Raw genomic sequence first — 15325 nt, 5'->3', positions numbered from 1 at the left:
ACCTTTCTTAAAGCGACGAGTATTTCTTGCGCAGACGCTGACGAATCAGCTCCGCGAGGGTGTTCATGACGAAGGTGAACAACAGCAGCACCAGCGCCGAGAGGAACAGCACGCGGTAGTGGCTGCCGCCGACTTCCGACTCTGGCATTTCCACCGCGACGTTGGCTGCCAGGGTGCGCAGGCCTTCGAACAGGTTCATTTCCATGACCGGGGTGTTACCGGTGGCCATCAGCACGATCATGGTTTCACCGACCGCACGGCCCATGCCGATCATCAGCGCCGAGAAAATGCCCGGGCTGGCGGTGAGAATCACCACACGAGTCATGGTCTGCCACGGTGTGGCACCGAGGGCCAGGGAGCCCAGGGTCAGGCCGCGAGGCACGCTGAACACGGCGTCTTCGGCGATGGAGTAGATGTTCGGAATGACCGCGAAGCCCATGGCCAGACCGACCACCAGAGCGTTGCGCTGGTCGTAGGTGATGCCCAGGTCATGAGAGATCCACATGCGCATGTCGCCGCCGAAGAACCAGGTTTCCATGTACGGGCTCATGTACAGCGACAACCAGCCCACAAACAGAATCACCGGGATCAGAATCGCGCTTTCCCAGCCGTCCGGCACCCGCAGGCGCAGCGATTCAGGCAGGCGACTGAAGGTGAAACCAGCGACCAGGATGCCAATTGGCATCAACAGCAGCAGACTGAAAATCCCCGGCAAATGTCCTTCCACGTACGGCGCCAGGAACAGACCGGCGAAGAAGCCGAGGATCACCGTCGGCATCGCTTCCATCAGCTCGATCACCGGTTTGACCTTGCGACGCATGCCCGGAGCCATGAAGTACGCGGTGTAGATCGCGGCGGCGACGGCCAGTGGCGCGGCCAACAGCATCGCGTAGAACGCAGCTTTCAGGGTACCGAAGGTCAGCGGCGAGAGGCTCAGCTTGGGTTCGAAGTCGGTGTTGGCGGCGGTCGATTGCCAGACGTATTTAGGCTCGTCGTAGTTCTCGTACCAGACCTTGCTCCACAACGCGCTCCACGAGACTTCCGGGTGCGGGTTGTCGAGCAGCAACGGTTGCAGCTTGCCGCCCTGCTCCACGATCACGCGGTTGGCCCGTGGCGACATGCCGAACAGGCCTTGGCCGTCGACCACCTGGTCCACCAGCAAAGTGCGGTGAGCGGTGCTGTGGAACACGCCGAGTTTGCCGGACGCATCGAGGGCAACGAAGCCTTTACGACGCTCTTCGGCGGTGATCTCAACGATTGGCGCAGAGCCCATCTGGAAGGTACGAATCTGCTTGAAGCGTTGTTCGCCATCTGGATCGCGAGCCATGAACCACTGGGCGAGACCGCCCTTGGAGTCGCCGACGATCAGCGAGATGCCGCCCAACAATTGAGTGCTGGCGGTCACTTCTGCATCGCCGTTTTCAAGCAACTTGTAGCGACCGTTCAGGCTCTTGTCGCGCAGGCTGAAAACGTCTGCCTGAGCACGGCCGTTGACTACGTACAGCCACTGCTGACGCGGGTCGACGAAGATGTTCTTCACCGGCTCGGTCATTTGCGGCAGGTCGATGCGCTTCTGCTCGTTGGTGACTTCGCCGGTCATCATGTTTTCTTCGCTGGTCAGCGACATGACGTGCAGCTGCGCACCAGAGGAACCGGCCAGCAGCAGGGTCGAATCGGTAGCGTTGAGGCTGACATGCTCCAGAGCGCCGCCCGCCTCATTCAGCACGATTGGCGTTTCGCCGTACGGATATTCGATGGCCGGCGAGATGGTTTTCTTGCCTTCCGGGTAACTGACTTTATAGGTGTGACGGAATACCAGCGCCTGACCATTGGATAAGCCCACCGCGACCAATGGCTGACCAGGCTGGTCTTCACCGATAGCGGTCACGCTGCTGCCCGCCGGGATCGGCAAGTCGACACGCCGCAGCTCGGCGCCAGTGTCGATATCAAAGAACAATGCCTGGCCCTTGTCGGAAACCCGCATCGCGACCTGGTTCTGTTCTTCGAGGGAGATCATCAGCGGCTTGCCGGCGTCTTGCATCCAGGCGGGCGTGATGGCGTCTTTGGCGGTCAGGTCGGCACCCTGGAACAGTGGCGCGACGACATAACCGAGGAAGAAAAAGATCAGGGTGATCGCGCCAAGAACGGCGAGGCCGCCGACGAGGACGTACCAGCGGGTCAGGCGATCTTTCAGCGCACGAATACGGCGCTTGCGTTGCAGCTCAGGCGTATTGAAGTCAATTCGCTTGGGGGGATTTGTAGTCATGGTGGAGTTGGCCAGATCATTCATTCGCACACCCTAGCGATCCTGTATGACAGAAAGATGACAATGCAGTGACGCAACAAATCCGCCGCCTGTGGGAACTGGCAGTGGATCGGAAATTTGGGAGGGCCGGGTTGCCAGCGTGGCAACCCTGAGCCTTTGTAGGAGCGAAGCTTGCTCGCGAAGGGATCGCCTCGGTTCTCCCTTGAAAACGCAGCGATCCCTTCGCGGGCAAGCCTCGCTCCTACACAGGTCCGGGTTTAGCCCGGACCTAGGGTTTTACTTCTTTACGACGTTGCCGCCTTCTTGCAGACCCAGGTCAGCCAGTGCTTTTGCAGCAACCTTGGCTGGCAGCGGGATGTAGCCGTCTTTCACAACCACTTCCTGACCCTGCTTGGACAGAATCAGTTTCACGAACTCAGCTTCCAGCGGGGCCAGAGGCTTGTTCGGGGCCTTGTTGACGTAAACGTAGAGGAAACGCGACAGCGGATACTTGCCGTTCAGGGCGTTTTCTTCAGTGTCTTCAACGAACTCGGTGCTGCCTTTCTTGGCCAGGGCCACGGTCTTCACGCTGGCGGTCTTGTAGCCGATGCCCGAGTAACCGACGCCGTTCAGCGAGGAGCTGATCGATTGCACGACCGAAGCCGAACCTGGTTGTTCGTTGACGTTTGGCTTGAAGTCACCTTTGCACAGGGCTTCTTCCTTGAAGTAACCGTAGGTGCCAGATACCGAGTTACGACCGAACAATTGAACCGGCTTGTTGGCCAGGTCGCCGGTCACGCCCAGGTCGCCCCAGGTTTTCACGTCGGTTTTAGCGCCGCACAGACGCGTCGAGGAGAAGATCGCGTCGACCTGTTCCATGGTCAGGTGCTTGATCGGGTTGTCCTTGTGTACGAAGACAGCCAGGGCGTCCACGGCAACCGGAATAGCGGTTGGCTTGTAGCCGTATTTGGTTTCGAAGGCTTGCAGCTCGTTGTCCTTCATCTTGCGGCTCATCGGGCCCAGGTTAGCGGTGCCTTCAGTCAGCGCAGGTGGCGCGGTGGAAGAACCGGCAGCCTGAATCTGGATGTTTACGTTCGGGTATTCTTTTTTGTAGTTCTCAGCCCACAGGGTCATGAGGTTAGCCAGGGTATCGGAGCCGACGCTGGACAGGTTGCCCGACACACCAGTGGTCTTGGTGTAGCTCGGGATAGCAGGGTCAACAGCGGCAACCGCGTTGGCAGTCGCAACGCCAGCAGCGACAAAAGTCATTGCCGCCATCAAACGCTTCAGTTTCATGCCTTACTCCTAGCAGATAGGTGTGTTAAGTCGGGGCCAAGTATCAGCAGGCCGTGTGAACACTCTATGGCTGAAATATGACAATTGGATGAAAGGCCAGCATCTAGCGATAGATCGTTCCCACGCAGAGCGTGGGAACGATCGGTTACAAGGTTACCGCCCTTTCTTCCAGAGATACCCACCCACCAGAATCCCGACACCACAAATGATCGCCACATAATAGGCAGGCCCCATCGGGCTTTCCTTCAAGAGCAACGTCACCACCATCGGCGTCAATCCACCGAAAATCGCGTACGCCAGGTTGTAGGAAAACGACAACCCGCTAAAACGCACCACCGCCGGGAATGCCTTGACCATCACATACGGCACCGCACCGATAGTGCCGACTAGAAAACCGGTCAGCGCATACATCGGGAACAGCCAGTCGGGATGGTTGAACAGGCTGTGATAGAACATCCACGAACTGATCAGCAGCGCGGCGCTACCGAACACGAACACCCGGCCGGCACCGAAGCGGTCAGCCAATACACCGGAAGCCACACAGCCCAGGCTCAGGAACACGATCGCCAGGCTGTTGGCCTGCAACGCGGTAGTCGGCGCGAAGTGGTAAACGGTCTGCAGCACGGTCGGGGTCATGAGGATGACCACGATGATGCCGGCGGACAGCAACCAGGTCAGCAGCATGGAAATCAGAATCGCACCGCGATGGTCACGCAACACGGCGCGCAGCGGCACTTCTTCGGCCAGCGCTTTGCGCAGTTGCAGTTCGGCGAACACCGGTGTTTCGTGGAGCCAGCGGCGCAGGTAGACCGAGAACAGGCCAAACACACCGCCCAGCAGGAACGGGATCCGCCAGGCGTAATCCGCGACTTCAACCGGTGTGTAAATGCTGTTGATCGCGGTGGCGACCAATGAGCCCAAAAGAATACCGGCGGTCAGACCGCAGGTCAGTGTGCCGCAGGCATAACCGATGTGTCGCTGCGGCACGTGTTCGGAAACGAATACCCAAGCCCCCGGCACTTCACCGCCAATCGCCGCGCCCTGGATCACCCGCATCAGCAGCAACAGAATCGGCGCCCACATACCGATCTGCGCATACGTCGGCAGCAAGCCCATGATCAGGGTCGGCACTGCCATCATGAAAATGCTCAAGGTGAACATCTTCTTGCGCCCCAGCAGATCACCGAAGTGCGCCATGACGATGCCGCCCAGCGGCCGCGCCAGATAGCCGGCGGCGAAGATGCCGAACGTCTGCATCAGCCGCAGCCACTCGGGCATGTCGGCGGGGAAGAACAGTTTGCCGACCACCGTGGCGAAGAATACGAAAATGATGAAGTCGTAAAACTCCAGCGCGCCGCCCAGGGCAGACAGCGATAACGTCTTATAGTCGTTGCGGGTCAGCGGACGTGCGGATTGGGTGGGCTGCGCGATGCTCGAGGGCGCTGTGGTCATGGCAAGGGCTTCTCTTATAGTCGGATCTGCAACCTCAACAACGCTGGCGGAGGCTTGGGCAGGTTCGGCACGATAGCAAATTGTTCGAAAAAGCACATAGAGGCGCGTATTTGACGGTCAAAATGAGAACCGGACGGTCGTCTCGGAGTCTACCGATCGATATACTCGTAACATTGCAACGGCTTGTAAGGGGTTGCTGTGCGAAACCGTCGTTGGCACCTGTCAGCCGATTTCGCAGAGTTTCCCTTTAGGCGCCTTACGAAAAACGTGACGAACGTAGTATGTTCGGGGCTGAATCGTTTTTCCAAGGCTCCAGTGCGCAAAGTCGCCGAGCGAAGGTCAGGCAAGGCAAAAACAGGCGAGGACGCGGAGTTTACTGCTGTAAATGAGCGTCCGAGCCTGTTTTTAACGCAGCATGACCGAGCGCAGGCACTTTGCGCGCGGAGCCGTAAGACGGCTATTCAACCTGAAGTACAAGAAGAGTCACGGGTCAGAGGCACCCCCGGCATGATAGAGCTCGAACAAGAAGATCCAATCCCGCAAGGCGACCTGGCCTTGCAAATCACCGCGCTTCCGCGCGAAACCAACGGCTTTGGCGATATTTTCGGCGGCTGGCTGGTGGCGCAAATGGATTTGGCTGGCACCGCAATGGCCAGCAAGGTGGCTGGTGGTCGCGTAGCCACCGTGGCGATCGATCGCATGGCGTTCCTGGTGCCGGTAGCGGTGGGTGCTCAGCTGTCCTTTTATACCCAGGCCCTGGAAATCGGCCGCAGCTCGATTCAGATGATGGTCGAAGTCTGGAGCGACGATCCACTGTCCAGCGAATGGCGTAAAGTGACCGAAGCCGTCTTCGTGTTCGTCGCCATCGACGGCAGCGGCCGCACCCGCTCGGTTCCGCCTAGAGCTCGTTAAACCGGAGCTGGTAAAAAACGGCGCGTTAAACCCGGCGACCGTTTTGCGGTCCATTGCAGTCATTGTTCCTGATTGAGAGTTGCCCCATGAGCACGCCCAACGTTGAAGCCGTGAAACTGGATGAACTGAACTGCTGGCGCATCCGCCACGGTCAGGCCGAATTGCTGGTGGCCCAGCAAGGCGCGCACATCCTCAGTTATCAACTGGCTGGCGAACCGCCGCTGATCTGGCTCAACGACGAGGCAGTGTTCAAGGCTGGCAAAAGCATCCGTGCCGGCGTGCCGGTGTGCTGGCCATGGTTCGGCAACCTGTCGCGCAACCCCCAGAGTGTCCAGGCCATGCGCGTCAGCCAAGAACCGCCGAGCGCCCATGGTCTGGTGCGGGCGATGGACTGGGAACTGGGCGGCATCGAAACCGAGGGCGAAAGCCTGAAGGTGGAATTCGTCCTGCCCTACCCCGAAGACGGTCTGCCAGGATGGCCGCATCAGGTGGACTTGAAACTGAGCATTCGTCTGGATGAGCAGTTGCATATCAGCCTGACGAGCGAAAACAAAGGCGCCGAACACGTCACGATCAGCCAGGCGCTGCACAGCTATTTCGCGGTCAGCGATGTGCGCAACGTGCACGTTGAAGGGCTGGATGGCTTGAGCTATATCGAAACCCTGGACGACTGGAAAACCGTCACCCAGACTGGTGATCTGCGTTTTACCGGCGAGACCGACCGCATCTATCTCAATACCCCGCCGAAGCTGAGCATCGTTGACCCGCATTGGGAACGGCGCATCGAGCTGACCAGCAGCGGTTCGCGTTCGGCGGTGATCTGGAACCCCTGGATCGACCGCGCCGCGGCGTTCAGCGACATGGCCGATGATGGCTGGCAACGCATGCTGTGCATTGAAACGGCGAATGTGATGGGTGATGTGGTGACGCTGGCACCGGGGGCGAGTCATACCCTTGGCGTGAGCATTGCCAGCAAACCGTTTTAAAATCAAAAGATCGCAGCCTTCGGCAGCTCCTACATGGATCGGTGTAGGAGCTGCCGAAGGCTGCGATCTTTTTCGCGGTATACGCGATTACAAATCCGACTCTTTAACCACCCGCACCTGCGCCGCATCCAGCGCATACGCCGCGTCCGCCAGGTCGTTGTTGACCTTCTCGATCTTCAGCGTGCCGGTCACCCATAGCGGCGTGTAGATGTCATTCAGCTTCAAGCCTTTTGGATAACGCACCAGCACCAACTGGTTAGGCGGCGGTGGCGGCACGTGGATGCAAGCGCCTGGATACGGCACAAGGAAGAACAGCGTGCTGTGGCCCTTGGCGTCGGATTCCAGCGGTACCGGATAACCGCCAATGCGGATGTGCTTGTCGTTCATCGACGGCACGGTTTTGGTCGAGTACATCACCGCCGGCAAGCCCTTGCTCTGCTTCATGCCACCCTTTTGGGTAAAGGTGCCATTGGCTTCCGGGGAATCGTGATCGATTTCGGGCATGGCCTCGAGGGCTTTCTGGTCCGACTTGGGCATCAGTTCGAGCCAGTCGGTTTCCGGCAGTTCGCCGGCATGGGCCAAACCACTGCCCAGGAAGAGAAGAGTCAACAGAAGACAGCGCATGAAAGTGCTCGACAAAGGAAAGGACGGTCTGACGCCGAGCATTCTAGCCCTCTCCGGCAATGGCGCAGAGAGGGCTTTGTCGCTTCAATTAGTTCTTTTTTTGATCAGACCGTAGATCACCAGCAACACCACCGCGCCCACCAGCGCACCAACGAACCCTGCGCCTTCGCCAGCGCGGTAAATGCCCAAGGCCTGGCCGCCATAAGTGGCCGCCAGCGAACCGCCGATACCGAGCAGGATGGTCATGATCCAGCCCATGCTGTCATCGCCCGGTTTCAAAAACCGAGCCAGCAGGCCGACAATCAAGCCGATAAAGATGGTTCCGATAATTCCCATGGCATTTCCCTCTGATTGAGTTGGCTATAGCCTAGCCAGACTTTGGCATCCTGCCATCAGAGAACGGCGGCCCCTGAAGGTTCCGCCGTTGCCACATGAAACTATTCGGCGATGAGCGCTTCGACCTTGAGGATCTGCGCTGCCAGCGTCTCACGGTCTGCACAGCGCAGATTGGCATGACCGACCTTGCGGCCGACCTTGAAGGCCTTGCCGTAGTGATGCAGATGACAGTCGTCGATCGCGATCACTTTTTCTACTGGCGGCACGACACCGATGAAGTTGAGCATTGCGCTCTCGCCGACCTTGGCAGTCGAACCCAGCGGCAGACCGGCAACGGCCCGCAGATGGTTTTCGAATTGGCTGCACTCGGCGCCTTCGGTGGTCCAGTGCCCGGAGTTGTGTACGCGCGGGGCGATTTCGTTGGCCTTGAGGCCGCCGTCGACTTCAAAGAACTCGAACGCCATCACGCCGACGTATTCCAGCTGCTTGAGCACCCGGCTGGAGTAATCTTCAGCCAACGCTTGCAGCGGGTGATCGGTGCTGGCCACGGACAGCTTGAGGATGCCGCTGTCGTGGGTGTTGTGAACCAGAGGATAGAATTTCGTTTCGCCATCGCGGGCACGCACGGCAATCAGCGAGACTTCGCCGGTGAACGGCACGAAACCTTCCAGCAGGCAGGCAACGCTACCCAGTTCGGCGAAGGTACCCGCCACGTCTTCAGGCTTGCGCAGGACTTTCTGGCCCTTGCCGTCGTAACCCAGGGTGCGGGTTTTCAGTACGGCCGGCAGGCCGATGGAAGCCACCGCAGCATCCAGATCGGCTTGCGACTGGATGTCGGCGAACGCGGGAGTCGGAATCCCCAGGTCCTTGAACATGCTCTTTTCGAACCAGCGATCGCGGGCGATGCGCAGTGCTTCGGCGCTCGGGTACACCGGAACGAATTGCGACAGGAATGCCACGGTTTCGGCCGGGACGCTTTCGAACTCGAAGGTCACCAAATCGACTTCATCGGCCAACTGACGCAGGTGATCCTGATCGCCGTAATCGGCCCGCAGGTGTTCGCCCAACGCGGCTGCGCAAGCATCCGGCGCCGGATCGAGGAAAGCGAAGTTCATGCCCAGCGGAGTGCCCGCCAGCGCCAACATGCGACCCAACTGGCCGCCACCGATTACACCGATTTTCATCGTCAACAACCTCAGGCGATGCGTGGGTCTGGATTGTCCAGGACGCTGTCTGTCTGCTCAGCGCGGAATTTCTTCAACACAGTATGAAATTGCGGATGCTTGGCGCCCAGGATGCTCGCCGAAAGCAGCGCTGCGTTGATCGCGCCGGCCTTGCCGATGGCCAGGGTGGCAACCGGAATGCCTGCTGGCATTTGCACGATAGACAGCAGCGAATCGACGCCCGAGAGCATCGACGATTGCACCGGCACGCCCAGCACCGGCAAGTGAGTTTTGGCCGCACACATGCCTGGCAGATGGGCCGCGCCACCGGCACCGGCAATGATCACCTCGATGCCGCGAGCCTCAGCCTCTTCGGCGTACTGGAACAGCAGGTCCGGGGTGCGGTGGGCAGAGACCACTTTCACCTCGTAAGGGATGCCGAGCTTTTCCAGCATATCGGCGGTGTGGCTAAGGGTGGACCAATCGGACTTGGAGCCCATGATCACGCCAACCAGTGCGCTCATCGTCGTGCCTCTTCTCTCTGGGCGCCCGCAGGCGCGTCAAAAAACAACAAGCCACGCAGAATGCGTGGCTTGATTGTACGAAAAATGGCCGGACGAACCGGCCGAAGGCCGCGCAGTATACCTCAATGAAGCAGATAAACAGCCCCTGTGACGACCATCTGTCATACGACGGGTATCGATCATGAGCGGACGGTTTTATTGACTCAAAAGTCAGCCACTCTGCATCCAATTACTTCACCAAAAAACCTCGAACAAAACATCATCTGAAATACAACTGGCAATTACAAATAAAGCGCCAGGCATTATTAATGTACCCGACGCAGAAAACTGCTCCCTCAATCAATTACATCAAACCACACTTGAAAGACAATAATGCGGCTATCGACGCATTAAATTCGAGACTTCTACATGTCAAAACTAATAAGTTTTATTCTCTGCTTAACAATTTTTCAACTAACAACCCAAATGAGCCTTGCAACGACAGTTATGGATAGACCTTGGCCTGCTGCCAACTCAGAAACACTCATGACACCTAAAGATTTTAGTACCACAGCCATAGAAAAAAGGCCTCTTTTTGTTTTTGCATTTGTTCATGATGACATTCCCGCGTCGGCCATCGACTCGATTTTCCATAGTTATTTTTCCGATTGGGTCAAGGAAATCACAGCAGTGACAGGCCGACGGGTTTCGGTAGAGTTCGTACGCAATATGCCCCCCTATTCGAATTACTCTTACAAGGCTGCCAGCGACATATCCTATCGGGGATGGGAAAGGCTAGCCCGGAACTATCGCGACGAGAAAAACCTCCCACACAATAGAACCACAAAATTCCTGCTACTGACCAACAGTGCAATTATCAACAATGTTCTGGGTGTCGCGAGCTCTGGACAACAGTTCGACATTGCATCACTGATCGGAAAACAAATAGTCGGTCATGAATTGGGGCATATGCTTACCGCTAATCACGACCTTTCCGAAGTTCAATATAACGGATGGTGGTGTGAAACCTTTATGCGCGATGTTACTCCCGGACTGTCCAACTGTTATCGCTATAGCGACGGTAACCGGGAACTCATCAAGTCGTTCCTGAGTGACGCTCCATAGCAATTCGCTGATTGGCCGCCACTGCCGGGACGACCGCCTCAGTCGATTCCCTTGAAATAGCCAAAGGTGCCCGACATAGGAAAGCCCCGGTTTTCCCTTTGGTAATTCAGGACGCAGAACCCGCCGCACCGCCCTCAAGTTTGCGCCAGAGCAACCGCACGTTGGCCTTGCGCACCAGCGCGCAGCGATACAGACGAATTTCCAGTGGCACATGCCATTGCGGGCCGCCGCAGATGACCAACTCGCCACGAGCCAATTCGGCGCGCACGCTCAACTGCGGCACCCAAGCGATTCCCAAACCTTCCAGCGCCATGCTTTTCAGGCTGTCGGCCATAGCGGTTTCATAGATGGTGGTGAAGCGCAGGGCACGTTGACGCAGGAGCATGTTTACCGAACGCCCAAGAAAGGCACCGGCGCTGTAGGCCAGCAGCGGCACGCTGGCCTCGCCTTCCAGGTCGAACAAGGGTTTGCCATCGGCATCGGCGGCGCAGACCGGAAGCATTTCGGTGTCGCCCAGATGCAGCGACGGGAAAATCTCCGGGTCCATTTGCATGGCCGCATCCGGGTCGTAAAAAGCCAGCATCAGATCGCAGCCGCCTTCACGCAATGCATGCACCGCATCGCCGACGTTGGTGGCCACCAGTCGCGTCGCGATGTTTAGCCCTTCGTTACGCAGCTGCGCGATCCAGCGCGGGAAGAAACCCAACGCCAGGGAGTGAGCAGCGGAAACCTGAATCACCTCGCCCTGCCCGCCTTCCAGATGATGAAGGTGGCGCAGCACTTCGCCCAGCTGTTCGACCACGGTTCGCGCAGTGACTAGAAATAACTGCCCCGCCGCCGTCAGTTCGACCGGGGTGCGGGAGCGATTGACCAGGGTCAGGCCCAGCGCCGCTTCGAGGCTGCGGATCCGCCGACTGAATGCAGGCTGGGTCACGAAGCGTCGTTCAGCCGCTTGGGAGAAGCTGCGGGTGGCGGCCAGAGCACTGAAATCTTCGAGCCATTTACTTTCCAGATTCATCACGCCCTCCCGGACACGCACCAATTTAGGTCGCACGCTCGCCGTACACGCGGCGTCACATGGGCATTATGCCGAATGTGCATAGGCTAGTGTTTAACAGCATTGGCCCAAAATAGTTCACCAGCCTAGCATTTGCAGTGTTCCGGCACAGACCGGGTTCCTATCGAGATGATTTCTATCATGTCCTCCGCTGCATCTTTCCGCACAGAAAAAGACCTGCTTGGCGTACTCGAAGTACCTGCTCAAGCATATTACGGTATCCAGACCCTGCGAGCGGTGAACAACTTCCGCCTCTCCGGCGTTCCGATTTCGCATTACCCGAAACTGGTTGTCGGTCTGGCAATGGTCAAACAGGCCGCCGCTGACGCCAACCGCGAGTTGGGTCACCTGAGCGACGCCAAGCACGCTGCCATCAGCGAAGCCTGTGCCCGATTGATCCGCGGTGATTTCCACGAAGAATTCGTGGTGGACATGATTCAAGGCGGCGCTGGCACTTCGACCAACATGAATGCCAACGAAGTCATCGCCAACATCGCGCTGGAGGCCATGGGCCACAGCAAGGGCGAATACCAGTACCTGCACCCGAACAACGACGTGAACATGGCGCAGTCGACCAACGACGCCTACCCGACCGCGATCCGCCTGGGTCTGCTGCTGGGTCACGACGCACTGTTGGCCAGCCTCGACAGCCTGATCCAGTCGTTCGCCGCCAAAGGTGAAGAATTCAGCCACGTTCTGAAGATGGGTCGTACCCAACTGCAAGACGCCGTGCCGATGACCCTGGGCCAGGAATTCCGCGCCTTCGCCACTACCCTGAGCGAAGATCTGGCGCGCCTGAAGACCCTGGCACCTGAGCTGCTGACCGAAGTGAACCTGGGCGGCACCGCGATCGGTACCGGCATCAACGCTGACCCGCGTTATCAAGCCCTGGCCGTTCAGCGTCTGGCAACAATCAGCGGTCAACCGCTGGTGCCGGCCGCCGACCTGATCGAAGCCACCTCCGACATGGGCGCCTTCGTGTTGTTCTCCGGCATGCTCAAGCGCACCGCAGTCAAGCTGTCGAAAATCTGCAATGACCTGCGTCTGCTGTCCAGCGGTCCACGCACCGGCATCAACGAAATCAACCTGCCAGCACGTCAGCCAGGCAGCTCGATCATGCCAGGCAAGGTCAACCCGGTTATTCCGGAAGCCGTGAACCAGGTGGCGTTCCAGATCATCGGCAACGACCTGGCCCTGACCATCGCGGCCGAAGGCGGCCAGTTGCAGCTGAACGTGATGGAGCCGCTGATCGCGTTCAAGATCTTCGACTCGATCCGCCTGCTGCAACGCGCCATGGACATGCTGCGCGAACACTGCATCGTTGGCATCACCGCCAACGAAGAGCGCTGCCGTGAACTGGTCGAACACTCGATCGGCCTGGTCACCGCGCTGAACCCGTACATCGGCTATGAAAACGCCACCCGCATTGCCCGTGTCGCTCTTGAAAGCGGCCGCGGCGTGTTGGAACTGGTGCGCGAAGAAGGCTTGCTCGACGAAGAAATGCTCGCCGATATCCTGCGCCCGGAAAACATGATCGCTCCGCGTCTGGTGCCTTTGAAGGCTTAACCAAACGCAGGCTCTTTTGAAGAGCACCGCTCACCAGGTCGAGGGACTAGACACCTCTCACCTTTTGAGGGCTTGGGGACTGATTCCCCCAAGCCCTTTTTTTTAACCCTTTTGCGGATTTTTCGAACATGTTGAATGTTTTCAGTGCCGCCAAGATCGCAGCCTTCGACAGCTCCTACAGGGTTTGACTCCTCTGTAGAAGCTGCCGAAGGCTGCGATTTTTTGATTTTGCAGCGCTCTCGTTTCGTCGCTTGCACCACAATCGTGCAGACGGACGGCACTCTCCTTATGTATAGTGCCGGCCCTCTTCGCGTGAGCGGTCGTCGTTAACGAGACCCAAACCCATGCGAAACCCGAACTAATAAAACCCGCGATATGGACGGGGACGAACTGTCGACCCACCTGCTGTGCCACGCGCACGCCGGTGTAACGCGATGTGTCGGACCATCCAGTATTCGCACACACAAAAAACAGCGAGGAAAACTCCATGCTCGAAGTCATCAACGACTTCCTCTCAGGGAAAGTACTGATCGTGCTCATTGTCGGGCTCGGTAGCTACTTCACGATCCGCTCGCGTTTCGTTCAGTTCCGTCATTTCTTTCACATGTTCGCGGTGTTCCGTGACAGCCTCAAAAGCAGCGCTGGCCAGCTCAGTTCCTTCCAGGCCCTGATGCTCAGCCTCGCCGGCCGCGTCGGTGCGGGCAACATCGCGGGTGTCGGCATCGCCGTGACCCTGGGTGGCCCCGGTGCGGTGTTCTGGATGTGGGTGACCGCGCTGGTCGGCATGTCCAGTAGCTTCTTCGAATGCTCCCTCGGCCAGCTCTACAAGCGCTGTGACTCCGAAGGCCAGTTCCGTGGCGGCCCGTCCTTCTACATTCAGCACGGCCTGCAGAAGCGCTGGTTGGGCATGATCATGGCGTTCCTGCTACTGATCACCTTCGGCTTCGCCTTCAACGGCCTGCAAGCCCATGCCGTGACCCACTCGCTGAACAACGCGTTCGGCTTCGACACCACGTACACCGGGCTGGCCCTGGCGGTATTGCTGGGTCTGGTGTTCATCGGCGGTATCAAGCGGATCGCCAAGGTCGCTGACCTGCTGGTACCGGTCAAAACCCTGGCCTACATCGGCGTGACCCTCTACGTGATCGTGCTGCAGTTCGACCACGTTCCAGGCATGTTGATGACCATCGTCAAAAGCGCCTTCGGTCTGGATCAGGCGTTCGGCGGCCTGATTGGCAGCGCCATCGTCATGGGCGTGAAGCGCGGCGTATTCGCCAACGAAGCAGGCTTGGGCAGTGCGCCAAACGTAGCCGCCGTGGCCTCGGTCGAGCACCCGGTCTCGCAAGGTGTAATTCAGGCGTTCAGCGTGTTCCTCGACACCTTCGTGATCTGCACCTGCACCGCATTGCTGATCCTGCTGTCGGGCTTCTACACCGCGGGCTTTGAAGGTGACGGCATTGCCTTGACCCAGAACTCCCTGGCCGCCGTGGTCGGTGACTGGGGCCGGATATTCATTTCGGTGGCCCTGTCGTTGTTCGTGTTCACCTCGATCCTCTACAACTACTACCTGGGCGAGAGCAACCTGCGCTTCATGATCGGCGAAAACCGCAAGGTGTTGATCGGCTATCGCGCGCTGGTACTGGTGTTGATTTTCTGGGGTGCCATCGAAAACCTCGGCACTGTGTTCGCCTTCGCCGACATCACCATGACCCTGCTGGCGTTCGTGAACCTGATCGCGCTGTTCCTGCTGTTCAAGGTCGGTATGCGCATCCTGCGTGACTACGATGACCAGCGCGCTGCCGGCATCAAGACCCCAGTGTTCGATTCGAGCAAGTTCCCAGACCTGGACCTGGACCTGAAAGCCTGGCCAGCCAATCCGCCTGCCGCGCCTCAAGCACAGACTGAGCCGCAAGGCGTGACCGCAGCGCAACGCTGATCGGTAAGAAACCGGGCGCATCCCCTGCGCCCGGCGTGACACAGCTTGCGACCGGCGTCATGCTCGGTCGCCTGTTGTGGCAGCTTTTTTGATGCTGCCGTTTTGGTTCGAGCTTGAGATCACA

At 58.5% G+C, this 15325-nt stretch carries 13 protein-coding genes; 5 read left to right on the top strand and 8 right to left on the bottom strand.

Annotated elements, in window-relative coordinates:
• Positions 1 to 7: 7 nt before the first annotated feature.
• The 3 genes from CKW20_RS07385 to CKW20_RS07375 all read right to left on the bottom strand — a co-directional run bounded on the left by CKW20_RS07385 (position 8) and on the right by CKW20_RS07375 (position 4993).
• Entirely contained in the window at positions 8 to 2041 is a 2034-nt protein-coding gene (locus CKW20_RS07385; protein WP_176466874.1) for an ABC transporter permease subunit, read from the bottom strand.
• 501 nt (positions 2042 to 2542) lie between these two features.
• Positions 2543 to 3541: a phosphate ABC transporter substrate-binding protein PstS gene (locus CKW20_RS07380; protein ID WP_095052360.1), complete on the bottom strand. Its 999-nt coding sequence runs from the start codon at positions 3539 to 3541 to the stop codon at positions 2543 to 2545.
• A gap of 153 nt (positions 3542 to 3694) precedes the next feature.
• A complete protein-coding gene (locus tag CKW20_RS07375) occupies positions 3695 to 4993 on the bottom strand; it encodes an MFS transporter (protein ID WP_095052359.1) in 1299 nt (432 codons plus the stop codon).
• Positions 4994 to 5500: 507 nt separating this feature from the next.
• On the opposite strand from CKW20_RS07375, the gene CKW20_RS07370 reads away from it, so the two are divergent.
• Positions 5501 to 5905 carry an acyl-CoA thioesterase gene (locus CKW20_RS07370; RefSeq protein WP_007896491.1) on the top strand — a complete coding sequence of 135 codons (405 nt, stop codon included), beginning with the start codon at positions 5501 to 5503 and terminating at the stop codon, positions 5903 to 5905.
• A gap of 86 nt (positions 5906 to 5991) precedes the next feature.
• Positions 5992 to 6891, top strand: coding sequence for a D-hexose-6-phosphate mutarotase (locus CKW20_RS07365; protein WP_095052358.1), 900 nt, complete (start codon positions 5992 to 5994; stop codon positions 6889 to 6891).
• Positions 6892 to 6978: 87 nt separating this feature from the next.
• On the opposite strand, the gene CKW20_RS07360 is transcribed toward CKW20_RS07365, so the two are convergent.
• From CKW20_RS07360 to purE, 4 genes are all read right to left on the bottom strand, one after another.
• On the bottom strand, positions 6979 to 7515 hold the full coding sequence (locus CKW20_RS07360; RefSeq protein WP_095052702.1) for a DUF3299 domain-containing protein: 537 nt from the start codon (positions 7513 to 7515) through the stop codon (positions 6979 to 6981).
• 84 nt (positions 7516 to 7599) lie between these two features.
• Positions 7600 to 7851: a GlsB/YeaQ/YmgE family stress response membrane protein gene (locus CKW20_RS07355; protein ID WP_095052357.1), complete on the bottom strand. Its 252-nt coding sequence runs from the start codon at positions 7849 to 7851 to the stop codon at positions 7600 to 7602.
• Positions 7852 to 7952: 101 nt separating this feature from the next.
• The gene (locus tag CKW20_RS07350) at positions 7953 to 9035 is read right to left on the bottom strand and encodes a 5-(carboxyamino)imidazole ribonucleotide synthase (RefSeq protein WP_095052356.1); all 1083 of its coding nucleotides are present in this window, start codon (positions 9033 to 9035) and stop codon (positions 7953 to 7955) included.
• 11 nt (positions 9036 to 9046) lie between these two features.
• Positions 9047 to 9538: a 5-(carboxyamino)imidazole ribonucleotide mutase gene (gene purE, locus CKW20_RS07345; RefSeq protein ID WP_003196369.1), complete on the bottom strand. Its 492-nt coding sequence runs from the start codon at positions 9536 to 9538 to the stop codon at positions 9047 to 9049.
• A gap of 408 nt (positions 9539 to 9946) precedes the next feature.
• Between purE and CKW20_RS07340 the strand changes: the two genes are divergently transcribed.
• Positions 9947 to 10642, top strand: coding sequence for a hypothetical protein (locus CKW20_RS07340; RefSeq protein WP_141228926.1), 696 nt, complete (start codon positions 9947 to 9949; stop codon positions 10640 to 10642).
• A gap of 106 nt (positions 10643 to 10748) precedes the next feature.
• Here CKW20_RS07340 and CKW20_RS07335 read toward each other — a convergent pair whose 3' ends face one another.
• Positions 10749 to 11660 carry a LysR substrate-binding domain-containing protein gene (locus CKW20_RS07335; RefSeq protein ID WP_095052354.1) on the bottom strand — a complete coding sequence of 304 codons (912 nt, stop codon included), beginning with the start codon at positions 11658 to 11660 and terminating at the stop codon, positions 10749 to 10751.
• 180 nt (positions 11661 to 11840) lie between these two features.
• Between CKW20_RS07335 and aspA the strand changes: the two genes are divergently transcribed.
• Both aspA and CKW20_RS07325 read left to right on the top strand, forming a co-directional pair.
• Positions 11841 to 13265 (top strand): aspartate ammonia-lyase, encoded by a 1425-nt coding sequence (aspA, locus tag CKW20_RS07330; RefSeq protein WP_095052353.1) that lies wholly within the window; start codon positions 11841 to 11843, stop codon positions 13263 to 13265.
• A 487-nt stretch (positions 13266 to 13752) separates the two neighbouring features.
• Positions 13753 to 15201 carry a sodium:alanine symporter family protein gene (locus CKW20_RS07325; RefSeq protein ID WP_095052352.1) on the top strand — a complete coding sequence of 483 codons (1449 nt, stop codon included), beginning with the start codon at positions 13753 to 13755 and terminating at the stop codon, positions 15199 to 15201.
• The last annotated feature ends 124 nt before the right edge of the window (positions 15202 to 15325 follow it).

It is taken from the genome of Pseudomonas sp. Irchel s3b2 (assembly GCF_900187445.1).
GTDB lineage: Bacteria > Pseudomonadota > Gammaproteobacteria > Pseudomonadales > Pseudomonadaceae > Aquipseudomonas.
Note: the sequence above shows the minus strand (reverse complement) of the source record. Positions and strands in the feature narration are given on the sequence as shown.